This window comes from Clostridium collagenovorans DSM 3089 (genome assembly GCF_900130005.1).
Lineage (GTDB): Bacteria > Bacillota > Clostridia > Clostridiales > Clostridiaceae > Clostridium_D > Clostridium_D collagenovorans.
Genome location: NZ_FQXP01000003.1, coordinates 428,001 through 450,938 on the forward strand (window position 1 = coordinate 428,001; position 22,938 = coordinate 450,938).

The window sequence follows — 22,938 nt, forward strand, 5'->3', positions numbered from 1 at the left end:
ATATGGAAATATTCAAGGTTATAGCCTTTGCTTTTATAGCATTATTTTTATCCTTACTATTTAAAGATACGAGAAAAGATATTTCTATACAAATAAGTTTGGTTGCTGGTATATTAATATTTTTATTTATGCTGCCAAAGCTTACAGTTATAATGAGCTTCTTGCAAACCATAGCTAATAAGGCCCATATTGATGTATATTATTTAAACATAATTTTTAAAATTTTAGGTATTTCATACTTAACATCATTTTCGGCAGAGCTATGTAAGGATGCTGGTGAAGGCGCATTAGCATCTAAGGTAGAGTTTTCAGGGAAAATATTAATATTAGCCTTAAGTATACCTATAATAATTGCTGTTTTAGATAGCATCTTAAAGATATTATAGGGAGGGTAGGAAATGAAAAACTTAAAGATTTATAAAGTGATGATGATTTTAACAATAGTTATAGCACTTATGATACCACAAAAGGTATATGGGATTGATAATTCAAATGACAAGGTATTAGTGCCTGAAAGTTCCTTAAGTAATGAGGAAGTTAAGGGAATGAACGATTTATATAAATATATTACAGATATGAAAAGTGAATATGAGATAATGTCTGATTTAAATCCTAAAGCTTATATAGAAAATGTAATGAAAAGTGGAGAAAGTGGACTAAATATAAAGGATATAACTAAATACTTTTTGAAATATATAACAAGAGAAATAGGAAGTACATTTCAATTCTTGTTGGTTTTAATAGTTGTAGCATTATTAAGTTCCTTACTACAAAATCTTCAGGAGGCATTTAAAACAGGAGAAGTTTCTAATATAGCATATTTTGCATGTTATGCAATTATTGTAGTCATAATGACTAAAAGTTTCTTACTTGGAGTCAACTTAGGAAAGGATACTATCTTTAGAATAAAAGAATTTATGAATGCACTTGTTCCAATACTTATTATGTTACTTGCAAGTATGGGAGCTTTTACTCAAGCAGCTTTAATGGATCCTGTTATTGTTTTTATAAGTAATATAGGCGTTACCTTTATATGTAACATAATATTTCCCTTAATACTAATAAGTTTTGTACTAAACTTTGTTAATAATTTATGTGAAGAAAGTAAAGTTGAAAAACTAGGGAAATTAATAAAGGGAGGAGTATTATGGGCACAAGGAACATTAATGACGGTTTTTGTAACATTTTTAACTATAAGAGGGATAACTGCTAAGGGGTTAGATGAATTTACAATAAAGACAGCTAAGTTTGCAGTAGATACCTTCATACCTGTAGTTGGTGGATGTTTATCTGATGCGGTGTCAACAGTAGCTGGATACACTGGACTAGTTAAAAATGCTGTGGGTACCTTAGGCTTAGTAATGATAATTATAATTGGAATATTTCCTATTATAAAGTTAGCAATTATGGCTATAGCATATAAATTTACGGCTGCAGTTATAGAGCCAATAAGTAATAAAAAAATAGTAAGCTGTATATCTTCAGCTGGAGATTCCTTAGGCTTAATAATAGCAAGTGTGGTTTGTGTTTCAGTAATGTGTTTCATAATGATATGTATCGTCTTATCTACAACGGCAACCATGTCATCACTTGGATAAGGAGGCCTTTAATATGATGGAAAGTTTTAAAGGATGGATAGTAACCATATGTACCATAGTCATATTGATATATTGTATAGAGTTACTAATGCCTAATAACTCAATGAGAAAATATGCTAAATTTACTACAGGACTTATATTAGTTGTAGTTATAATAAGTCCAGTTTTAAAGTTCATGAATGGTGATTTTTCTATGGATCAGTATGTTAGTAAGGCAGAGCAATATTTAGATGGAGAAAGTAGTAAGGTTGATTATGAAAAGTACAAAAATGAGAATGTTAATAGAACCATTGATAATTTCAAAAAGAATTTAGAAGTAGCTTATAAGGATAAGCTCCAAAAGAAATACAATGATAGTAATTTTGAACTTGAAATACAGTGTAATTATGATGAAAAAGAAGGGAAAATATCAGTGGACTCAGTTAAGATAGATGTGCAAGATAAGTCAATAGTAAATGTAAAAAAGGTAAGTATAGGAAAAGTAGAAAATGAAGAAAATATTGAAGAAACACCTAAAGTAAAAGAAATTAAAGACCTTGTAGCAAATGAGTTAAATGTTGAAAAAGGCAAAATATATGTTTGCATTAATAAATAAAATGTACGAAGATATGCTGAATAAAAAAAAGTGTTACTAAAAACTCAAAAAAATTTCTTTTTAAAAGTATATAACCATAAGTTTTCGTATATATATATATTAAATAAGTTATACAAGGGGGGAAGATAAAATGGGAAAAGGTAGTATTGTAGATAAGATTAGAGATGCAATCAATGATTTCTGCAATAAAATCGGGGATAAGGGTAAAGCAGAAGATAAAAAAACTAATACTCAAAAGGGCAAGAGCAATAAAGCTTTTAATACTACTTGCTTAGTATTAGTTGGAATACTATTATTGTTTATTAGTAAAATTTTTGCTGGTGGATTTGACCAAAATTCACAGGTAACTTTTGCAAATAAACAACAAAGTGAGAAGAGTGATAAGGAATTAAAGATGGATGAGAGTAATACTACTCAATTATCAGGAGACTCTTCTCTTGAGAAATACAATAATAAATTAAATAACCAATTAAAAAACATTTTATCAAAAATAGAGGGTGTAGGTTCAATAGAATCAATGATTTACTTTGAATCAGGAGAAGAACATGTACCAGCAATTAATGTATCAGGATCTAATAGTGTAACTGATGAAACAGATACAAGTGGTGGTAAAAGACAAATAAATCAAAATAATAATGGAGAAACAGTGGTGGTTCTTAATGAAGGATCAGACACTAAGCCACTTATAACTAAAACCAATCAACCTAAAATAACAGGGGTGTGTATAGTGGCAGAGGGTGCAGAAGATAAAGTAACCGAACTTAGAATAACTAGAGCAGTAGTTAATTTGTTTGGCTTACCAAGTGAAAAGGTTCAAGTTTATCCTATGAAAAAATAAATTTATTATTAGGGGGAGTTTATAATGAATAGAAAGCAAACTGGGATTATTGGAACATTACTTATACTTATTGTGTTTTGTGGGTTTTTAGCTACTAAGCTTAACAGTCCATTATATAGTGGAAATGAAATTGCATCAGGTGAAGATAAGAGTACTATAGGTTTAAATCAAAGTGATTCAAATAGTTTCTTCGTTGAAGCAAAATTAGCTCGTGACCAAAACAATGCAAAAACATATCAAAGATTACAAGAAAGAATAGATGATGAAAGTAGTGCTCAAGAAGAAAGAGATAAAGCATCAACTGAATACAGACAACTTGCACTAACTACAGAAAAAGAAATAGATATTGAAACAAAACTTAAAGGTAGAGGCTATGAAGATGTAGTTTGCTACATAGATGGAAATAAGGTTAAGGTATTTATAAAAACTGAAGCTGAGCTAACAGAAGCTCAAGCAAAAGAAATAAAAGATGAAGTATTAAGCAGCACTCAAATAAAAGATGTAGAGATAACTGTAAAAAAACAATAGAGAAATTATTGTAAAACTTAGGTTATCTGATATAATAAAAGAATAATAATGTTTACCTAAGTAAATTAAGGGGGTAGCAAAATGGAACAACAAGATATGTACCAATTAGAAGATGGCGTTGTTAGAATATCTGATGAGGTGGTTTGTGTTATAGCATCTATGGCAGCTTCTGAAGTAGAAGGAGTTGAATATGTAGGTCAAGGTGTGGTAGCTGGACTTACAGATAAACTAACAAATAAGAAACATCAAGTAAAAGGCGTAAGAGTAAGCATTTCAGAAGAGAGTGCTCAAATAGATATTTTTCTTTCAGTAGCATATGGGCAAAAGATTCATGAAGTTGCTGAACAAGTGCAAAAAAACGTAAAAAGATCTGTGGAAGCTATGACAGGATTAATTGTATCTCAAGTAAATGTTTATGTACAAAATGTTGTAGTTAAAAAAGTTGAAACTCAAAGTTTAGAAAAAATAGAAGAATAAAATTGGGGTATCTTCCGTTACATAGACATGGGAGATACCCTGAATTTTTTATAAAAACTCTTTAATTTAAGTGATTTATATAATAAAATAAGTAGTTGAGTGCTAAGGTGCTAAACTTATAATAGTTACATTTCCATTGTTATGTGATATTATTTATATACATATTAACAGTGGTAACCAGGAGGAAACACATATGAATAGAAGAAAATCAAGAGAGATAGCTATGAAGCTATTATATGAAGTAATGATAAATAAGTCCGATTTTGAAACTTTATTTGAAGACTATAATAATCATTTTAGAGAAGAAGTAAGAGACATTGAAAAAGGGTACATAGAGAATTTATTTAATGGAGTAAGTGAAAAAGTAGAGTTTTTAGATAGCAAAATAGAAGAAAATCTTTCGAATTGGAAGATTGATAGAATATCTAGAGTTAATTTAACGATTTTAAGATTAGCTATATATGAAATAAACTTTGAAGAAAGTGTACCAACTAAAGTTGCTATAAATGAAGCAATTGAACTAGCAAAAGAATTTTCAGATGATAAAGCACCTAAGTTTATAAACGGGGTTTTAGCTAATTTTATATAAGATATAGTAAGGGGGAAAAGATGTGGCCATAATTCTTAATGGTAAAGAGCTTTCAAAGGAAATAGAGAAAGATATAATAAAGCATACAGAATATAGAAGAAATCATGGATTAACTAAGCCTAAATTAATTTCTATTTTAGTAGGAGAAGATGGAGGGTCTATTTTCTATGCTAATTATCAAGCTAAAATAAGTGAAAAATTAGGAATAACTTATGAATGCATAAAATTAGAAGAAAGCATAACTACAGAGGATGTAAAATCTCTTATAAAAGAATTAAATAATGATACAGAAGTAAATGGAATCATGTTGCTTCTTCCTTTACCAAAACATATAGATGAAAATGAAGTTATATCAGTAATCAATCCTGATAAAGATGTGGATGGATTAACTACTTTAAACATAGGAAGAATGTATAAAGGAGAAAAGAGCTTCATACCTTGTACGCCACAATCTATTTTAAGATTAATAAAAAGTACAGGTTTAGAAATCGAAGGAAAAGAAACTGTAATAATAGGAAGAAGTAATATAGTTGGAAAACCCATTGCTCAGCTAATGTTACAAGAAAACTCAACTATAACAGTATGTCACTCTAAAACAAAGAATCTTAAGGATGTATGTAAAAGAGCAGATATACTTATTAGTTGTATGGGAAAACCAAGGTTTATAGATAAAGAGTATGTAAAAGAGGGCGCTATAGTAATTGACGTAGGAACAACAGAGGTAGAAGGAAAAATAACAGGTGATGTTAATTTTGAAGAGGTAAGTGAAATAGCATCATATATTAGTCCTGTACCTGGAGGAGTTGGTTCTCTTACAACAAATATATTATTTTTAAATACTTGCATAGCTACTGATATGGAGTAATTATTGAATTTAGGTAGGTATTAATTATGTATGAAAAAAGTATCACCGTAAGTTTTTTGAATCGATATATAAAGAAAAGCTTAGACTCAGATTATATACTTAATAATTTAAGTGTAAAAGGTGAAATTTCTAATTTTAAGTTGCATAATAGTGGGCATATTTATTTTTCATTAAAGGATGATGGATCTAAGATAAATTGTGTTATGTTTAAATCTAGTGCATATACATTAAAGTTCAATCCTAAAAATGGAGATAAAGTTGTTGTTCAAGGTAGAGTTTCTGTATATGAAAAGGATGGAAGTTATCAGCTTTATTGCAATACTATGAAAAAAGATGGAATTGGAGATTTATATTTAGCTTTTGAAGAATTAAAGGAAAAGCTTACTAAAGAAGGATTATTTGATTTAGAACATAAGAAAGATATACCTAGGTATCCTCAAAATATAGGTATTATAACATCACCTACAGGGGCGGCAATAAGAGATATTATTAATGTGTCTACTAGAAGAAATAATAAATTAAATTTGCTTATATATCCTTCCTTGGTACAAGGAGATAAGGCTCATACTACCCTTGTAGAAGGAATTGAATACTTCAATAAGAAAAAAAATGTAGATGTAATAATTTTAGCAAGAGGTGGAGGATCTATAGAAGAACTATGGGCTTTCAATAATGAAAGTTTGGCATATGCTATTTATGGATCTAAAATTCCAGTTGTAACAGGAGTAGGTCATGAAACAGACTTTACTATTGTAGATTTTGTAAGTGACAGAAGAGCACCTACACCTTCAGCTGCTGCAGAAATTGTTACTCCAGCATTAAGTGATATTTTAAATAATATTAAAGATAAAAGTGATTTATTAAGGTCGAATATGGATAGAATATTTTTAGAGAAGAGTGTAGCATTAAAATCTTTAGAGAAAGAATTAAAACTCTATAGTCCAGAAAAATATATTGTACATCAGTATGAGATTGTTGATTCACTTAAAGAAAAATTATTGCAAAAAATGCAGTTTAAAATATCTATGGAAAAGGAAATTCTAGCAAGGTACAATTCATTGCTCTGTGCACACAACCCTTTAAATATATTAAATAAGGGATATTCTATAATTGAAAGCGAAGAGCAAAAATTTATAGGAAGCAAAGAAGAGATTAAAAAATATGAAAAAATTAGTATTAGGTTTAAAGATGGTAAAGTTAAAGCTAATATTAAGATTTTGGAGGAATAGTTATGCCACCTAGAAAACAAAATTACGAAGATATGATTAAAAAATTGCAGTTAATAATTGAAAAAATGGAAAATGAAAATTTATCCTTAGAAGAAGCTATAAAAAGCTATGAAGAAGGGGTTAAGCTTACTACAAGTTTGTATAAAATATTAAATGATGCGGAAGGCAAAATAAACATATTAAGTTCCAATGGAGAAGAGGAATTTAATATGTGCGAAGAGTAGTTATATAAGCTTAAATTTAGAAGGAAGGTGTATTTATGAACATAAGTGAATTAAAAAATGAAGTTTCCTGCTGGCTAAAGGAATACTTTGATAACAAGGGTACTTATGAAAAAACAATATATGAGTCTATGGCTTATAGTGTAAATGTAGGTGGAAAAAGAATAAGACCTATACTTATGTTACTTACATATGATTTATATAAAGAAAACTATAAGGACATAATGCCTATAGCAGGAGCCTTAGAGATGATACATACCTATTCACTTATACATGATGATTTACCTTGTATGGATAATGATGATTTAAGAAGAGGTATGCCTACTAATCACATTAAATTTGGAGAAGCTATGGCTGTTTTAGCAGGTGATGGACTTCTTAATGAGGCCTTTAAAATTTTATTTAAAGAATCTTTAAATGGAAAACAGGAATATATAGAATCATCATATTTAATATCAAAAGCTTCTTCAGTAGAGGGAATGATTGCAGGGCAAGTTGTAGATATACTTAACGAAGGTAAAAAGATTACAGAAGAGGAATTATTTTTTACTCATAGAAATAAAACAGGCGAACTAATAAAGGTTGCTATAGTAGCAGGTGCTATATTAGGAGAAGCTAGTAAGGAAGATAGAGCAGTTCTTGAGGAGTATGGTGAAAAGTTAGGTTTGGCATTCCAGATAAAGGATGATGTATTAGACGTAGAAGGTGATGTAAAGAAACTAGGAAAAAACACCTTAAGCGATGAAGAAAATAATAAAACTACATTTGTAACTTTATATGGAATAGAAAAATGCAAAGACATGGAACAGGAACTTTATTATAAGTGCATGGAACTTTTAAAAAGTCTACAAAAGTCAACAAAAGACTTAGAGGACTTAACTAAATTCTTGCTTGAAAGAGAATTTTAAAAAATTAAATTTAAATAGATATTTTTAATAATATATTAAGATTACAATAAAGATTTTGAATCAAAAATATAGTTATGATATAATATCTTAAGTATAAAAGTGGTGTAGTATCCTAGTCAGGTAACTACCTCTGAGGGCGGGGCTAAAAATCCGTTGAAGGGCACATCGATGAAGTTTCTGGTGCTGGCTTAAGACGCCCAGTCTTGGGCTTGTGCTGGGAGTAAAGGAGTTGGGGCAGCCGCAATGGCATGCGCAACTGACCCTACCTCCGTGGAGACCATAACTTGTGGATAGGGCTAGATACCCTTTCTACGACTATGGATTAAACCTGCATTGTGGTGAATAGCTATGTGCAGTGTAGCCTGCCTTGAGTGAGATAGGTAGAGGTGAATTTCACTTAAACCTATTTTGCAAAAGAGGCTAAAGAGATAGCCAACTGCTGAGGAAATCTCCTAGGCTATTCTAATGAGATATGCTAGGGATTGTAGTATGATCTAAGTGGTAATCTAGTACTATAATTGGCGACATTATAGAAAATACATTAAAGGGAAACCGTCTTATTGGCGACAATTAGATTGTATTTTGGGAAAGCATACTGGACCTAAGTCATAAGTTTTACCTAGTGTATTACCACTTTTTTATAACAAGTTTTATATTCTAGGGGAGAAAGTTTGAGGATTACATGGTTAAAGAAAAAAGAAATAATAAAAAGGGAAAAACTATTAGCCATAAAAAATGGGTAACTATAATTGTATTATGGACAATTTTACTTGGTGGAGGAATATCCCTTTTATCAGATATGCTACTAAGTAAGGCTGAACTTTTAGTAGCTTTTATTATTTTGATTTCTATAATTTTATTTGGTATAATTTTCGATACCATAGGCACAGCTGTTACTGCAGCAAAGGAGACGCCCTTTCATGCTATGGCAGCTAAAAAGGTTCCAGGAGCAAAAATAGCAGTTTCATTAATTAGAAATGCAGATAAGGTATCTAATTTTTGTAATGATGTTATTGGAGACATATGCGGAATAGTAAGTGGATCAGCAGGTGCTATAATACTTGTAAAACTAATAGGAATATTACAAACCAAAGGAATTACATTGCAAAATACTTTTATGAGTGCTTTAATAGGCGCCATAATTGCTGCAATTACAATTGGAGGAAAGGCTTTAGGAAAGAGTATAGCTATAAGTCGTTCGAATGAAATAATATTTGAGGTTGCTAAAATAATTCAAATATTTAAAAAGGATAGATGATAATGAGTAAGATACTTGAAAATTACAAAGGTGTAAAAGATGTTAATAAGATGTCTTTGGAAGAATTAAATAGTTTTTCTAAGGAAATTAGAGAATTTTTAATAAAAAATGTTTCTAAAACTGGAGGACATTTAGCTTCCAATTTAGGTGTAGTTGAATTAACTTTATCAATTTTTAAAGTATTCAACATGGAAAGAGATAAATTAATATGGGATGTTGGACATCAATCATATGTACATAAACTTTTAACAGGAAGAAAAAACGAGTTTGAGAATTTAAGAAACTATGGAGGAATAAGTGGGTTTCCTAAAAGACAAGAAAGCCCATATGATGCTTTTGATACAGGGCATAGTAGCACATCTATATCTGCTGGCATAGGAATGGCTAGAGCAAGAGATTTAAAAAAAGAGAACTATAGAGTTATATCAGTTATAGGTGATGGAGCTTTGACAGGTGGTATGGCATTAGAGGCACTAAATGATATAGGGTATAACAAGACGAACATGACAATAATCTTAAATGACAATGAAATGTCAATAGCTAAAAATGTTGGTGGAATGTCCTCTTATTTAAACAAACTAAGAACTGATCCAAAATATAATAGACTTAAAGAGGATTTAAACTCAACAATTTTGAAAATTCCCAATGTAGGGAAGGATATGGTTACAACTATGCAAAGGTTTAAAGATGGTGTTAAGCATTTAGTTGTTCCGGGTATGTTCTTTGAAGATATAGGTATAAAATATATAGGACCTATTGATGGTCATGATATTAAAAAGTTAAATGAAGTTTTAAGAAGAGCTAAGGAAGTAAGTGGACCGGTTTTAGTACACGTTTTAACACTTAAAGGTAAGGGTTACAAGTTTGCTGAACAAAATCCAAATAAGTTCCATGGAGTAGGACCCTTTGATTCTTGCAATGGAGAGTGTGCTACTAGTTCATCTAGAAACTACTCATCTGTTTTTGGAGAGTCCATGATTGAGCTTGCCAAGGAAGATAAGGACTTAGTTGCAGTTACAGCAGCTATGCCTGATGGAACGGGACTACTAGACTTTTCAAAAAAATATAAAAATAGATTTTTTGATGTAGGAATTGCAGAACAACATGCAGTTACGTTATCAGCGGGAATGGCCGCGGCAGGCTTAAAACCTGTGTTTGCGGTATATTCTACCTTTTTACAAAGGGCTTATGACCAAGTTGTGCATGATGTATGTATTCAAAATCTACCAGTGGTTTTTGCCATTGATAGAGCAGGAATAGTAGGGCAAGATGGCGAAACACATCAAGGAATATTCGATATATCATTTTTATCACATATTCCTAATATGACAATTGTAAGTCCTAAGTGTATAGATGAAATGAAACCTTTATTAAAATGGTCCTTAGATCATAATGGACCTGTTGCAATTAGGTATCCAAGGGGTGGAGATTGTAATAATTTAAGGCTTCAACCTAGTGAAAACTTTAGTCTAGGAAAGTGGGAGACAATTAAAGAAGGAAAAGATGTTGTTATAATAGCTACAGGAAAAATGGTTCAACATGCAATGCTTGCTGAAATGGAGCTAAAAAAAGAGAATATCGATTGTGGAATAATAAATGCAACATTTATTAAGCCAATTGATAAAAAAAATGTTGACTTATTGAGCAAAAAGTATAAAAATATAGTTACGATAGAAGACAATGTAATTCAAGGTGGACTAGGGTCAACTATATTACAATATTTAAACTCAATAGGATACAATGGAACAGTATCTAATTTAGGCTATGAAGATGAATTTATACCACATGGAAATAGTAATAAATTATATGAAGTATATGGACTGAATCCAAGTGGAATAAAGGAAAAAATATTAGCAGGTTTAAAAGTGTAATTATATACACAGGAAAAATATTTATTATGGCCTAGCACTTAGGAATATTTTAATTTAGTGAGTGTTAGGCTATAATTATGTTATAATATATACATATAGTCTTGGGAGCATTACGAATGGAAAATGAAAAAAAACGATTAGACGTATTATTAGTTGAAAAAGCTATTTTTACATCGAGAGAAAGAGCGAGAGAAAATGTTGAAAAAGGTAATATACTAGTAGATGGGAAGAAAGTTGATAAATGTAGCAAAAAAATAGATATAAATTCTAAAATAGAGTTTATAGGAGAAAAGTTACCCTATGTAAGTAGAGGCGGATTAAAATTAGAAAAAGCTATAGATTTATTTAATATAAATTTAAAGCAAAAAGTCTGTTTGGACATTGGAGCATCTACAGGAGGCTTTACAGATTGTATGCTACAAAATGGTGCTAAATTAGTTTATGCCATTGATGTTGGAACAAATCAACTACACGATTCCTTAAGAAGTAACCCTAAGGTTATATCCATGGAAAAAACAAATGTGAAAGATGTTAAGTTGCAGGATTTAGAAGAATACGGAAGTTTTGCATCGATAGATGTATCATTTATATCACTTACGAAAGTGTTACCAACTGTGGTAAATCTTTTGGATAGTTGTGGAGAAGTTATGGCTTTAATTAAACCACAATTTGAAGCAGGAAAAGGTAACGTAAATAAACAAGGTGTAGTAAAAAATATAAAAATTCATAAGAATATTTTAAATACTCTTATAGGATTTTTTAAGGAACATAATTTAAATATTAAAGGATTTACATTTTCACCTATTAAGGGTCCAAATGGAAATATTGAATATTTAGTTTACTTGAGCAAGGACAACAACGAAGAAGACATTTTTGATAAATTCATTATTGAGGATGTAATAGACGAAGCTTTTCGAAGTTTAAATTAGGAGGAATCATGACTAACATAGGAGTAAATATAAATACCAGTAAAGATCCTGATGAAAGAATATTGAAATACATTGTTAATATATTAGAGCAATATATTAAACCTGTAAATATAACTATCTTTAAGGATGATTTGAATAATGAGGAAAAAAAAATAAGAGGCTTAGATGCCATGATTGTTTTAGGTGGAGATGGGACAATTCTAGGAGCTGCTAGAATATTAGTTAAGTATGATGTACCTATTTTAGGTGTAAATATAGGCCATTTAGGCTTTTTAACTAGTGTAGAGATGCTAGAATTTGAAGATGCAATAAAAAGACTTTTAAACAATCAATATAGTATCGAAGAAAGAGTAATGCTAAATTGCATTAAAAAAGATACGAATGAAAATTTTCCTGCATTGAATGATGTAGTTATATGTAAAGGTACACTTTCAAGAATAGCTGAATTTACAATTTTTATAGATGATTGTTACTATAGTAAATTCGATGCTGATGGTGTGATTATTTCTACACCTACAGGCTCAACGGCATATTCTTTATCAGCTGGTGGTCCTATAGTGCATCCTAATTTAAATGTTGTATCAATAACTCCTATATGTCCCCATAAACTAGAAATGAGAACAATAATAGTGGATTGTAAAAGCAAAGTTGAAATCTTAGTAAGTACTAAAGAAAGTAAGGAAGAAGTGTATCTTACTATAGATGGTCAAGAATCTAGAAGTATAGGTGAATTAGGTGAGATACAAGTAAGTGCTTTGAATAACAAATGTAAGCTTATAAGATTACAAAATAAATGTTATTTTGATATATTAAATAAAAAGATACTTTCAAGATAAACGTAGGAAAAGACGTAAAAGTTGGTTTAATCTAATTGTATTAAAAATATATTGTGAACCTTAATAAGAGTTAATTAAGGTCGAATAATTTAAGGGTGGTATTATATGAAATCAAAACGTCAATCTTTAATACTAGAGATTGTAAATTCTATGGATATTGAAACTCAGGAAGAATTAGTTATCGAATTAAAAAAAGTTGGAATACATGTAAAACAATCTACTTTATCAAGAGACATTAAAGATCTTAGACTTACTAAGGTATTAGGAGATAATGGAGTATATAAGTATGCTTCTATACATCCAACTTCAGACATAAAAAGTGAGAGATTCTTAAGTATTTTAAGAAATACAGTATTAAATGTAGAAAAAGTAGATAAATTTGTTATAATAAAAACTATTTCAGGTTCAGCTTCAGCAGCTGCAGAAGCTTTAGATTGCTTAGCTATGCAAGATATTGCAGGAACAATAGCAGGAGACAATACAATTTTTATGCTTATAAGAAGTGAGGAAAGAGCTGAAAAGCTTATGGAAGAAATCCTGAAAATTATAAACAGTAAAGAATAGAAACAAAGGGTGATGAATTTTGCTTCTTCAATTAACCGTTAGAAATTTCGCTTTAATTCAAGATTTATGTATAGATTTTAATAAGGGTTTCAATGTTTTATCAGGAGAAACAGGATCTGGTAAATCAATACTTATCGATTCTATAAGTTTTGTTTTAGGGGGAAAATTTAATAAAACACTTATAAGAACTGGTGAAGAAAAGACATATGTTGAGGCTATTTTTGCTATTGAGAATCCTAAAACTATAGAACTACTAAAAGCTCTCGAAATAGAATATGAAGATTTTTTGATTTTAAGTAGGGAAACTTTTAGAACAGGAAAAACTATAGCAAAGATTAATGGAAAGTCTGTAATAGTATCTGATTTAAGAAAATTAAGTGAAACTTTACTAGATATACATGGACAACATGAAAATCAAAATTTACTTAATTCTGCCAATCACATACAATATTTAGATGACTTTGGGGAAGAAAAACTAAAGAATAGTTTTCATAGTTATAGAGAAAAATATAACCAAATAATATTAATAAAAGAAAAAATAAAAAAGATAGAAGAAAATTCTGGAGATAATCAGAAAAAGATTGAATTCTATAAATATCAAATAGATGATATTGAGAAGGCTAAATTTAAAGAAGATGAAGATTTAGAATTACAAGAAAGATGTGAGTTCTTATCTAATATTGAAAATATAGAGAAAGTACTTACTAAATCTCATGGTACATTATATGGTTCGGACGGGGACTATGCCTCAGTATTTGATAAGGTTAATTACGTTATTAGAGACTTAAGAACCATAGAAAAATCCTTTCCTAAGGTAAAGGAAATATCAGATTCTTTAGAAGAAAGCTATTATATTTTAGAACAAGTTATTAGAGATTTATCATCATGTAAAGAGGGTATTTATTATGATAAAAATGAATTAGATTTTATTAATGAGCGATTATATATAATAGAAAATTATAAAAAGCGTTATGGCTCTACCATAAAGGAAATATTAGAGTATAAATCTAATTTAGAAAGTGAATTACTTGAGCTTGAAAATGGTGAGGAAATAATAAAATCTTTAAATAAAGATAAAGATAAGCTAGAAATATCTATGAAACTTGATGCAGAGGAAATTCATAGAATAAGAAAAGAGCTAGCGATAAACTTAGAAAAATTAATAAAAGAAGAATTAAATTACATAGGATTAGAAAAGACTATTATAAAAATAGAAGTTACCTTTGAAGATCATTTTTATGAGACAGGTTGTGATAAAGTAATCTTTTTAGTTTCTACCAACCCAGGTGAACCTTTAAAACCATTAGATACTATTGTATCTGGGGGAGAATTATCTAGAATTATGCTTGCATTAAAAACAGTATTTATAGATAAAGATAATATACCAACGGTTATTTTTGATGAAATAGACACAGGTATAAGTGGTAGAACGGCTCAAAGTGTAGCTGAAAAAATGTATTTAATATCAAAGCAGCACCAAGTATTTTGTATAACACATCTTCCTCAAATAGCTAGTATGTGTGATTTTAATTATCTTGTTAGAAAAGAAGTCATAGAGGAAAAAACATATACATTTGTAAAGAAGATGGAGATGCAAGACAAATTAGAGACTATCGCTAAAATGATTGGTGGTAGTGAAGTTACTGACTTAACTTTAGAGCATTCAAGAGAAATGTTAAGCTTAGCAGACGAAAAAAAATTAAAGTTATGCTAAATTTTATAATAAAATAAATAAATTTTGGAAAAGATAAAAGATAGTAGTGAAAAACTATCTTTTATTTTTTTTGGAGAAATAATTATATAAAAGTTTAAATTGTTTTTTTTGCAAAGATTTTAGTGTAAAAAATATATATTAACTATAGATGAAATTAAAACACAGCATAAAGAATTTTATAAAAGGGAAATTTAAAGTTACAAAGCGATAAAAGATAAAATCACAGGAGGGCTTTATATGAAAAGAAAAAATAAATTACATAAAATTATAAAACCGACAATGCTAATTTTTTTATTTTTAGTATGCTCTCTTATTTCTACTAATTTAATTAGTGGAAAAATCGAAGGAAAAGGATATTCCTTCTTAGATAATGTGCTAGGAACAAAAGAGGTATATGCTGTCAATAGAAGAAGCGATGAAAAGGATAAATTGAAAGTTTATTTAGGTGGAAGTCCATTGGGAATAAAACTTAACACTGAAGGCGTTTTGGTAGTTGGTTTATCCGATGTAAAAACAGAAAAAGGTGAAGATATAAGCCCAGGAGCCATGGCCGGAATTGAAATTGGTGATAGTATAATAAAAGTAAATAATAAAGAGATTTTAAGTGCTGAAGATTTAAGTGAAATGATAAATATAAATAAAGGTGAGAAATTAAATATTTTAGTAAGACATAAAGAGGAAGTACAAGAACGTGTCTTAACACCTATTAAATCTTCAGATAATAAATTTAAAATAGGATTATGGGTGAGAGATTGTACTACAGGAATTGGTACCTTGAGTTTTTATGAAGAGACTAGTAATATTTATGGAGCCTTAGGTCACGCAATTACTGATGTAGACACAGGAAATTTAATGACTGTAAGAGATGGTAAAATAGTATCCTCTAATATTATATCCGTTAAAAAGGGTGAAAAGGGAAACCCAGGAGAATTAAAAGGTATATTTGTAGATGATACTAATAAATTAGGGAACATAGAAAGCAACAATGAATGCGGTATTTTTGGGGTTGCTAATGAAGAAATATTAAATAAAATAGGAGAACCCATAGAAATAGCTTTAAAAGATGAGGTAAAAGTAGGAAAAGCTGAAATTGTAACAACTGTTGACGGAAAGACACCTGAGAGATATGAAGTTATGGTAGAAAAAGTTTTAAGACAAGATGAAAGTAATTCTAAAAGTATGGTTATAAAAATAGTAGATGAAAGACTTTTAAATAAAACAGGTGGAATAGTACAGGGAATGAGTGGGAGTCCTATAATACAAGATGGCAAATTAATAGGTGCTGTTACACATGTATTGGTAAATAAACCGGACGTAGGATATGGCGTTTATATAGAATGGATGTTGAAAGAAGCTGAGATTTTAAAATAAATTTCCAAATTTTTTCTATAATATCAGAAAAAATACTAGTAAAACTATTAAAACCATAGTAAAATATAATAAGATGACATAAAAGATAGTTAAAACCTATCTTTTGTGTTACTCGAAATAATTAGATGTAAATATAATACATTTAAGTAATATATTCTGTAAAATGGAAAATGTAATTTTAATATAAAGGGGAGTTATCTATGGAAGATTCAAAAATCAGCGTGGTTATTGCAGATGACAATAAAGAGTTTTGCAACATATTAAATGATTATTTATTAAGTCAAAGAGATATTGTTGTAACAGGAATTGCTAAGGATGGAATCGAAGCCTTAAATCTTATTCAAGAAAAAAAACCTGATCTTCTAATCTTGGATATAATAATGCCGCATTTAGATGGATTGGGAGTATTAGAAAAGTTAAATAGCATAAATTTAGATCCTATGCCAAAGGTAATTATTTTATCAGCTGTAGGACAAGATGGAATAACTCAGAGAGCTATAACTCTTGGAGCAGATTATTATGTTGTTAAACCATTTGATATGGATGTATTTACAAAAAGAATTCATCAGATGTTTAATAGTACGTTAGCAACTGAAGATACTAGAAAACCTCTATATTCTTCAGAAAGTAATTCAGCACCAAGAAGAGAAGCTAAAGGTCCATTTGATTTAGAAGCAGAAATCACTAACATAATTCATGAAATTGGTGTACCTGCACACATAAAAGGTTATATGTATTTAAGAGAAGCTATAAGCATGGTTGTAATGGATATTGAACTATTATCAGCTGTTACTAAGGAATTATACCCATCTATTGCTAAGAAGTATAACACAACTGCTTCTAGAGTAGAAAGAGCTATAAGACATGCTATAGAAGTAGCTTGGAATAGAGGACAAGTTGATACAATTAATAAGTTATTTGGGTATACTATCCACAATGACAAAGGCAAGCCAACTAATAGTGAATTTATAGCAATGGTAGCTGACAAATTAAGATTAGCAAACAGAGTAAGCTAATAAGTAAGATTTTCAGAATACCTTCAGGATTGCTAAAATTTGATATGGATGTTTTAAAAAATCAATAATTAGAAATTATTAAGAAGATTTTAAATTATATCGATCAATTAATTGAATAGTTATTAAAAACACTTTATGTTTATCATAAGAAAAAGGATGATAAACATGAGGTGTTTTTATATTTTTAATTTTAACTTATAATTCATGAAGAATAATTATAAGTAATTAATATGAATAATTATTATATTTTTAATGAAAGAATATAATAACTTCAAGGAATAATTATTCTGAAAGTGCATATATTGATATTATATGTAAAAATACACTTTTAAAGGATAAAGTGAAATATAAGTATACAAGGAGGAATAGAATAATGAATTTTACATTTTTATCATCAATAGTATTTTGCATTATATTTATAACTTTAAGAATTTGGACTTCTATTAATATTATAAAGAGAAGAAAGAGTAAAGTAGATGAATTAAATAAATGTAGAATTTATAATAAGGTTTGGGGAAAGTTTAATACAATGGTAAGAATTAAGAAAATAAATAAGGATAAAATTGAATCCATATTGGGGTACTTAATAGAAGAGGAAATATGTGTAGAGGATATAGGAAATAAGAATGAAATCAAGGAAATTTATAAAGTTTTAAAGAAGGAGAATATTACTGAAGAGCATTTAAATAAGATATATAAAATTTTAGATGATTAAATAAGAAGAAATATATAACTTTAAAATATGTATAATACAAAGTCTAAGGCTATTATAAATAAGATATCACATATAGAATTTAATTAGTATAGTATATAATATTAGTAATAAATTGGAGAAATATATGGGGGAATATGAATTAGAACAAGATATAATTTTAAGGCTTAAGGATTTAGGTAAGAAAGAAAAGAAGTTAAAAGAAGACTTTGAAAAAAGGGATAAGAAATTAAGAGAAAAGTATGAGTATGCTGTTAAGAACAGCAATAAATTAGATGTTATTATGGCTATGCAAGAGTTAAGCAGAAATAGTGAAATGTATTTAACTGAATTTAGATGTGGAAGAGAGTTGTACATGTCTTTAACTCAACTTTTAGAAGGTCTCATGTATGAGTAGTAGGTAAACATATAGTGAGCTATATGAAACTTAAGACTATGATAATAAGAAGATGCAAGAATATACTGGAGGTTTTTTAGATATGGTATATTGAAATTATCTTTTTACTATCATAGTTTTTTAGTTAAAAGTATTTATTTGTCAAATAAGCTAAAGGGTTTTAAAAAGTTTCCATTTAAATAATATTTTGTATATAATTAAGTTGAAGGCTTTAATTATATACAAAATATTATTTTTACTTAGGGGTATTATGTGATTTAGGAAAATGATTTTCATTAGAAAAGTTCAGATAAGTATAAGGAAGTATTGGAATAATTCAACAAGATAGCTATGACTTATCTTTGTAGAGCAGATGTTGAAAGTGAAATTGAAATAGTTGATTTTGTAAAAGACTTAGTTTTAAATTGTATATAATAGAGTTTAATAGGTAAAAAATAAATTTTAACTTATAAAATAAACTTACTAAGTGTAAAGGAGGAATCGATAAGGTACTATAAATAGAATCTTATTGAAAAGTGTATGAATTTATATGAGAAAACAATAAAAGAGGAATGTGTTTTTAAGGGAAAGATTCTAGATTTAAGAATTCAAACAGTGGAATTACCTAATGGAAGGACTTCAACAAGAGAGATTATAAAGCACCCAGGAGCTGTGGCTATTTTAGCCTTTAAGGAAAATGGTAAGCTTATTGTGGTTCAGCAGTATAGAAAAGCTTTAGAAATGGAGCTTTTAGAAATTCCTGCTGGTAAGTTAGAATATGGAGAAAAGCCAGAGGACTGTGCTAAAAGAGAGTTAGAAGAAGAAACAGGCTTCAAATCAGATAACATTGAGTTCTTAGGGAAGATTTGTACTGCACCAGGATTTTGTGATGAGGTAATTCATATTTTTAAAGCCACAAACTTATATGAAGGCAAGGTTGGTGGAGATGATGATGAATTTATAAACTTAAAGGAAATGTCTATTGATGAATTAAAAGAGAACATAATCAATGGATCAGTCATTGATGCAAAAACAATAAGTGCTCTAGCATATCTTTAATTCCTAAAAATTGTTAACTTATTAAAAACTAATCTTTAAGTAATTTAAATTAATCATATTGCCCCTACTAATCGTCATATATATAAAATAAGAATAATAGTGGGGGCGGTAATCAATGAATGGAGTTTTAAAAAACAATAGCGACATATTAGTAAAAAGGCACATTGAAAAAAACATGATGACATACATAATATCATTTCTATGTATTGGTATAGGTGTAATTTTAGGAGTTTATAGTATTAAGTATATGCAAAGTGCAGATAAGGGAAATATTAATCAGTGGCTTAATACAGCTATATCATCTTTACAAACTAAGGATATTGGATTAAAGGCTTTATTTGTAGAAAGCTTAAAAAATTATTTACCATTAGTATTTGCTTTATGGTTTCTTGGACTTACAATAATAGGTATACCATTTATAATAATAATTGATTTGATAAAGGGATATACTTTAGGCTTTACCTTTAGTTGTATAATAAGTAATTATGCAATGAAAGGCTTTGGAGCAGCTATGTTTGGTGTTGTATTACAAAATCTGATTTTTATACCCTGTATAGTTTTTTTATCCGTATTATCTATGGAGTTCTCAAGGAGTATTTTGAGAGATAAAACTATGATTCTAGATAGAAGTACTTTTTTAAGTTGTGTATTAAATTACACTTTAGTGTATGGAGTAGTTTTTCTTATAATGCTAGTTGGAAGTGGATTAGAAACAGTTGTTGCACCAAGAATGATAAAGTATTTTGTTGGAGCAATAATTTAATTAGTGAAAGTTATGAGGAATATGAATTGTGTCAAATTTAAAAAGGGAAGAAATCAAGAAGATAATAATCAACTGTTTTTTTAGTTTTTTTATATTATATTTTTTTGGAATATTATTGCCTAAAATAATCAGTGTATTTTTATGGGAGTTTTATGATCCAGGGATGTCAGGCGGAGTAGAAGTATTCATGAGTGATGGAAATAAGGCGAAAAATAACCTTTTATATAATTATTTAAAAATAATTAGTATATATTTTAGAGGAATATAGAATATTGTATTGATTTTTAAAATAATTAAAAATATAATTAAAATTAAGAGAACCTTTATTATGTAAGTCGTATTATAAAAGTTATTTAAAGAAAACTTATAATAAAGCGAGAGTGATAAGATATGAATGATATTCTATTAAAGTTTAATGATTTTATGAAAAAGAAAGAACTTAGTAGTAATACCTTAGATGCTTACACTAGAGATGTAGAAGGATTCTTAATTTTTTTAAGAGCTTTGAATATTTCTTATATAGATGCTACAAATGAAGAGATAAATGCTTATTCTCAGTTTTTAAAAGGTGAAGGAAAAGCTAACTCTTCTATAGGGAGATGTTTAATATCTATAAGAGCATTTTATAAATTTTTGTTAAAGGAAAACAAGCTAGAAAATATTCCTATGAATAATGTAGAAGCACCTAAACATACGAGACCTATTCCTTTAACACTTACTATAAAAGAAGTAGAAAAGCTTCTTAATATGCCGGATACTTTCTCTGTTAAAGGAAAGCGTGACAAGGCTATGCTAGAGGTTATGTATGCTACTGGAATGAAGGTTAGCGAAATTTTAAATATTTCAGTATATAATATAAATTTAAAAGAAAAATATATATTATGTGATGTAAAAAATAAAGAAAATAGAATAATTCCTATAGGTTCTTACGCCATAGAATGTTTAGAAGAGTATTTAAAAGAGAGACATAATTTGAATAATAAAAATTCACAATTGCTTTTCTTAAATAATAAGGGTGATCAAATGACAAGACAAGGATTTTGGAAATTATTAAGATCCTATTCAAAGGAAGCAGGAATTGATAAGCCTATAAATACATCTACCTTAAGACACTCTTTTGCAGTGCACTTATTGCAAAATGGAGCTGATATGGTTGTAGTTCAGAGATTGCTTGGTCACAAAAGCATTTCTGCAACTCAAGTTTATTCAGAAATATATGAAAATAATAAGATAGCAGAAGAGTACTTAAAGGCTCATCCTAGAGCTTAAGAAAGATGATTACAAAGGACGAGTTCAAGAAAGGAGAATGAATTATGACAAAGAGAGCAATTTTAATAGTTTTAGATAGTGTAGGAGTTGGAGAACTTCCAGATGCAGTAGCTTATGGTGATACAGGTAGCAATACTTTAGGAAATATATCTAAAAAATTAGGGGGAATAAATCTTCCTAATATGCAAAAAATCGGTTTAGGAAATATAAACGGAATAGAAGGAATAATTAAAGAAAGTAATCCTACAGGTGCTTTTGGAAAATCTAGTGAGTTATCTAAGGGTAAAGATACAATAACAGGACACTGGGAAATAGCAGGAGTAGTATTAAAAGAGCCTTTAAACACTTATCCAAATGGTTTTCCAAAGGAAATAATGGATGAGTTTGAAAGTAAAATAGGAACTAAAACTCTAGGTAATACTGTAGCTTCAGGTACAGAAATTATAAAAGAGCTAGGTGAAGAACACGAAAAAACTGGTTACCCTATTATATATACTTCAGCAGATAGTGTGTTCCAAATAGCAGCACATGAAGAAATAATACCTTTAGAGAGATTATATGAAATGTGTGAAATAGCTAGAGAAATGTTAGTTGGAGATAAAACAGTAGGTAGAGTAATAGCTAGACCTTTTATTGGAAAACCAGGTAACTATACAAGAACAGCTAATAGACATGATTATGCTTTAGATGCTCCGGGAAAAACAATGCTTGAATATATCAAAGAAGATGGCAAGAATGTAATGGCTGTAGGTAAAATAGAAGATATATACAATAAAAAAGGTGTGACAGATTCAGTTCATATAAATGGAAATATGGATGGAGTAGACAAAACTTTAGACTTTATGAAAGAAAATAAAGAAGGTCTTGTATTTACTAATTTAGTTGACTTCGATATGAAATTTGGACACAGAAATGATCCAGAGGGATATGGAAAAGCTCTTGAAGAATTTGATGCAAGAGTGCCAGAAATCATTTCTAATATGAATGAAGATGATGTTTTAATAATAACAGCAGATCACGGTTGTGATCCAACTACAGAAAGCACAGACCACTCAAGAGAATATATTCCTGTTTTAGTATATGGTAATAAAGTTAAGGGTGGAGTAAATATAGGTGTTAGAAACTCTTTCTGTGATATTGGAAAAACTGTATTAGAGTTATTAAATGTTGAAAATGATTTAGCAGGAACTAGTTTTGCTAAAGAGATATTAAAATAATAAATAATTTTAACTATAGAAGTTTTAACTGAAACTTCTATAGTTATTTTTAATTTATAAATAATGTAGATAAGAAATACATATATTATTTATATTAAAACTAATGATTTTAAAATATATAAAGAGGTGACTTTA

26 protein-coding genes are annotated in these 22,938 nt (G+C 28.9%); all 26 read left to right on the top strand.

The features are described from left to right. Positions 1–2 precede the first annotated feature (2 nt). Positions 3–386, top strand: a complete 384-nt coding sequence (gene spoIIIAD / locus BUA48_RS02075; RefSeq protein ID WP_072829575.1) for a stage III sporulation protein AD — start codon at positions 3–5, stop codon at positions 384–386. 12 nt (positions 387–398) lie between these two features. Next, positions 399–1,598: a stage III sporulation protein AE gene (gene spoIIIAE, locus BUA48_RS02080; RefSeq protein WP_072829577.1), complete on the top strand. Its 1,200-nt coding sequence runs from the start codon at positions 399–401 to the stop codon at positions 1,596–1,598. Between the two features lie 13 nt (positions 1,599–1,611). After that, positions 1,612–2,193, top strand: coding sequence for a stage III sporulation protein AF (gene spoIIIAF, locus BUA48_RS02085; protein WP_072829579.1), 582 nt, complete (start codon positions 1,612–1,614; stop codon positions 2,191–2,193). A gap of 130 nt (positions 2,194–2,323) precedes the next feature. After that, positions 2,324–3,031 carry a stage III sporulation protein AG gene (spoIIIAG, locus tag BUA48_RS02090; protein WP_084666009.1) on the top strand — a complete coding sequence of 236 codons (708 nt, stop codon included), beginning with the start codon at positions 2,324–2,326 and terminating at the stop codon, positions 3,029–3,031. Positions 3,032–3,055: 24 nt separating this feature from the next. After that, positions 3,056–3,559 carry a SpoIIIAH-like family protein gene (locus BUA48_RS02095; protein WP_072829581.1) on the top strand — a complete coding sequence of 168 codons (504 nt, stop codon included), beginning with the start codon at positions 3,056–3,058 and terminating at the stop codon, positions 3,557–3,559. 81 nt (positions 3,560–3,640) lie between these two features. Beyond that, on the top strand, positions 3,641–4,036 hold the full coding sequence (locus tag BUA48_RS02100) for an Asp23/Gls24 family envelope stress response protein (protein ID WP_072829583.1): 396 nt from the start codon (positions 3,641–3,643) through the stop codon (positions 4,034–4,036). A gap of 193 nt (positions 4,037–4,229) precedes the next feature. Then, positions 4,230–4,625, top strand: coding sequence for a transcription antitermination factor NusB (gene nusB, locus BUA48_RS02105; protein ID WP_072829585.1), 396 nt, complete (start codon positions 4,230–4,232; stop codon positions 4,623–4,625). Positions 4,626–4,647: 22 nt separating this feature from the next. Beyond that, positions 4,648–5,490, top strand: a complete 843-nt coding sequence (locus BUA48_RS02110) for a bifunctional 5,10-methylenetetrahydrofolate dehydrogenase/5,10-methenyltetrahydrofolate cyclohydrolase (protein WP_072829587.1) — start codon at positions 4,648–4,650, stop codon at positions 5,488–5,490. A 26-nt stretch (positions 5,491–5,516) separates the two neighbouring features. Further along, on the top strand, positions 5,517–6,719 hold the full coding sequence (gene xseA / locus BUA48_RS02115) for an exodeoxyribonuclease VII large subunit (RefSeq protein ID WP_072829589.1): 1,203 nt from the start codon (positions 5,517–5,519) through the stop codon (positions 6,717–6,719). Between the two features lie 2 nt (positions 6,720–6,721). After that, positions 6,722–6,943 (top strand): exodeoxyribonuclease VII small subunit, encoded by a 222-nt coding sequence (locus BUA48_RS02120; RefSeq protein WP_072829591.1) that lies wholly within the window; start codon positions 6,722–6,724, stop codon positions 6,941–6,943. A gap of 35 nt (positions 6,944–6,978) precedes the next feature. Continuing rightward, positions 6,979–7,848: a polyprenyl synthetase family protein gene (locus BUA48_RS02125; protein ID WP_072829593.1), complete on the top strand. Its 870-nt coding sequence runs from the start codon at positions 6,979–6,981 to the stop codon at positions 7,846–7,848. A gap of 682 nt (positions 7,849–8,530) precedes the next feature. Next, a complete protein-coding gene (locus BUA48_RS02135; RefSeq protein ID WP_072829595.1) occupies positions 8,531–9,106 on the top strand; it encodes a hypothetical protein in 576 nt (191 codons plus the stop codon). Between the two features lie 2 nt (positions 9,107–9,108). Beyond that, positions 9,109–10,977 carry a 1-deoxy-D-xylulose-5-phosphate synthase gene (dxs, locus tag BUA48_RS02140; protein ID WP_072829597.1) on the top strand — a complete coding sequence of 623 codons (1,869 nt, stop codon included), beginning with the start codon at positions 9,109–9,111 and terminating at the stop codon, positions 10,975–10,977. Between the two features lie 116 nt (positions 10,978–11,093). Further along, positions 11,094–11,906, top strand: a complete 813-nt coding sequence (locus BUA48_RS02145; RefSeq protein WP_072829599.1) for a TlyA family RNA methyltransferase — start codon at positions 11,094–11,096, stop codon at positions 11,904–11,906. A gap of 8 nt (positions 11,907–11,914) precedes the next feature. Further along, positions 11,915–12,742 (top strand): NAD(+)/NADH kinase, encoded by an 828-nt coding sequence (locus BUA48_RS02150; RefSeq protein WP_072829601.1) that lies wholly within the window; start codon positions 11,915–11,917, stop codon positions 12,740–12,742. A gap of 105 nt (positions 12,743–12,847) precedes the next feature. Then, on the top strand, positions 12,848–13,306 hold the full coding sequence (locus BUA48_RS02155) for an arginine repressor (RefSeq protein ID WP_072829602.1): 459 nt from the start codon (positions 12,848–12,850) through the stop codon (positions 13,304–13,306). A gap of 19 nt (positions 13,307–13,325) precedes the next feature. After that, positions 13,326–15,020: a DNA repair protein RecN gene (gene recN / locus BUA48_RS02160; RefSeq protein ID WP_072829604.1), complete on the top strand. Its 1,695-nt coding sequence runs from the start codon at positions 13,326–13,328 to the stop codon at positions 15,018–15,020. Positions 15,021–15,257: 237 nt separating this feature from the next. Beyond that, positions 15,258–16,391 carry a SpoIVB peptidase gene (gene spoIVB, locus BUA48_RS02165; protein ID WP_072829606.1) on the top strand — a complete coding sequence of 378 codons (1,134 nt, stop codon included), beginning with the start codon at positions 15,258–15,260 and terminating at the stop codon, positions 16,389–16,391. 200 nt (positions 16,392–16,591) lie between these two features. After that, on the top strand, positions 16,592–17,407 hold the full coding sequence (gene spo0A, locus BUA48_RS02170; protein ID WP_072829608.1) for a sporulation transcription factor Spo0A: 816 nt from the start codon (positions 16,592–16,594) through the stop codon (positions 17,405–17,407). A 373-nt stretch (positions 17,408–17,780) separates the two neighbouring features. Beyond that, complete coding sequence (locus BUA48_RS02175; RefSeq protein WP_072829610.1) at positions 17,781–18,122, top strand: hypothetical protein; 342 nt, start codon at positions 17,781–17,783, stop codon at positions 18,120–18,122. Between the two features lie 124 nt (positions 18,123–18,246). After that, on the top strand, positions 18,247–18,516 hold the full coding sequence (locus BUA48_RS02180; RefSeq protein WP_072829612.1) for a hypothetical protein: 270 nt from the start codon (positions 18,247–18,249) through the stop codon (positions 18,514–18,516). Between the two features lie 519 nt (positions 18,517–19,035). After that, entirely contained in the window at positions 19,036–19,554 is a 519-nt protein-coding gene (locus BUA48_RS02185) for an NUDIX hydrolase (RefSeq protein ID WP_072829614.1), read from the top strand. 115 nt (positions 19,555–19,669) lie between these two features. Beyond that, positions 19,670–20,317: a stage II sporulation protein M gene (gene spoIIM, locus BUA48_RS02190; RefSeq protein ID WP_072829616.1), complete on the top strand. Its 648-nt coding sequence runs from the start codon at positions 19,670–19,672 to the stop codon at positions 20,315–20,317. A 28-nt stretch (positions 20,318–20,345) separates the two neighbouring features. Further along, positions 20,346–20,585 (top strand): hypothetical protein, encoded by a 240-nt coding sequence (locus tag BUA48_RS02195; protein ID WP_072829618.1) that lies wholly within the window; start codon positions 20,346–20,348, stop codon positions 20,583–20,585. Positions 20,586–20,707: 122 nt separating this feature from the next. Beyond that, positions 20,708–21,586 carry a tyrosine recombinase gene (locus tag BUA48_RS02200; RefSeq protein ID WP_072829620.1) on the top strand — a complete coding sequence of 293 codons (879 nt, stop codon included), beginning with the start codon at positions 20,708–20,710 and terminating at the stop codon, positions 21,584–21,586. Between the two features lie 44 nt (positions 21,587–21,630). Beyond that, positions 21,631–22,803: a phosphopentomutase gene (locus BUA48_RS02205; protein ID WP_072829622.1), complete on the top strand. Its 1,173-nt coding sequence runs from the start codon at positions 21,631–21,633 to the stop codon at positions 22,801–22,803. The last annotated feature ends 135 nt before the right edge of the window (positions 22,804–22,938 follow it).

Bases quoted from the DNA above. Each gene is read 5' to 3' on its own strand.
- spoIIIAG (WP_084666009.1), top strand. From the start codon at position 2,324: ATGGGAAAAGGTAGTATTGTAGATAAGATTAGAGATGCAATCAATGAT.
- BUA48_RS02155 (WP_072829602.1), top strand. From the start codon at position 12,848: ATGAAATCAAAACGTCAATCTTTAATACTAGAGATTGTAAATTCTATG.
- BUA48_RS02175 (WP_072829610.1), top strand. From the start codon at position 17,781: ATGAATTTTACATTTTTATCATCAATAGTATTTTGCATTATATTTATA.
- spoIIIAE (WP_072829577.1), top strand. From the start codon at position 399: ATGAAAAACTTAAAGATTTATAAAGTGATGATGATTTTAACAATAGTT.
- xseA (WP_072829589.1), top strand. From the start codon at position 5,517: ATGTATGAAAAAAGTATCACCGTAAGTTTTTTGAATCGATATATAAAG.
- spoIIM (WP_072829616.1), top strand. From the start codon at position 19,670: ATGAATGGAGTTTTAAAAAACAATAGCGACATATTAGTAAAAAGGCAC.
- BUA48_RS02095 (WP_072829581.1), top strand. From the start codon at position 3,056: ATGAATAGAAAGCAAACTGGGATTATTGGAACATTACTTATACTTATT.
- BUA48_RS02200 (WP_072829620.1), top strand. From the start codon at position 20,708: ATGAATGATATTCTATTAAAGTTTAATGATTTTATGAAAAAGAAAGAA.
- BUA48_RS02145 (WP_072829599.1), top strand. From the start codon at position 11,094: ATGGAAAATGAAAAAAAACGATTAGACGTATTATTAGTTGAAAAAGCT.
- BUA48_RS02180 (WP_072829612.1), top strand. From the start codon at position 18,247: ATGGGGGAATATGAATTAGAACAAGATATAATTTTAAGGCTTAAGGAT.
- BUA48_RS02120 (WP_072829591.1), top strand. From the start codon at position 6,722: ATGCCACCTAGAAAACAAAATTACGAAGATATGATTAAAAAATTGCAG.
- dxs (WP_072829597.1), top strand. From the start codon at position 9,109: ATGAGTAAGATACTTGAAAATTACAAAGGTGTAAAAGATGTTAATAAG.
- spoIVB (WP_072829606.1), top strand. From the start codon at position 15,258: ATGAAAAGAAAAAATAAATTACATAAAATTATAAAACCGACAATGCTA.
- BUA48_RS02185 (WP_072829614.1), top strand. From the start codon at position 19,036: ATGAATTTATATGAGAAAACAATAAAAGAGGAATGTGTTTTTAAGGGA.
- BUA48_RS02125 (WP_072829593.1), top strand. From the start codon at position 6,979: ATGAACATAAGTGAATTAAAAAATGAAGTTTCCTGCTGGCTAAAGGAA.
- BUA48_RS02205 (WP_072829622.1), top strand. From the start codon at position 21,631: ATGACAAAGAGAGCAATTTTAATAGTTTTAGATAGTGTAGGAGTTGGA.
- BUA48_RS02135 (WP_072829595.1), top strand. From the start codon at position 8,531: ATGGTTAAAGAAAAAAGAAATAATAAAAAGGGAAAAACTATTAGCCAT.
- spo0A (WP_072829608.1), top strand. From the start codon at position 16,592: ATGGAAGATTCAAAAATCAGCGTGGTTATTGCAGATGACAATAAAGAG.
- BUA48_RS02100 (WP_072829583.1), top strand. From the start codon at position 3,641: ATGGAACAACAAGATATGTACCAATTAGAAGATGGCGTTGTTAGAATA.
- spoIIIAF (WP_072829579.1), top strand. From the start codon at position 1,612: ATGATGGAAAGTTTTAAAGGATGGATAGTAACCATATGTACCATAGTC.
- nusB (WP_072829585.1), top strand. From the start codon at position 4,230: ATGAATAGAAGAAAATCAAGAGAGATAGCTATGAAGCTATTATATGAA.
- BUA48_RS02150 (WP_072829601.1), top strand. From the start codon at position 11,915: ATGACTAACATAGGAGTAAATATAAATACCAGTAAAGATCCTGATGAA.
- spoIIIAD (WP_072829575.1), top strand. From the start codon at position 3: ATGGAAATATTCAAGGTTATAGCCTTTGCTTTTATAGCATTATTTTTA.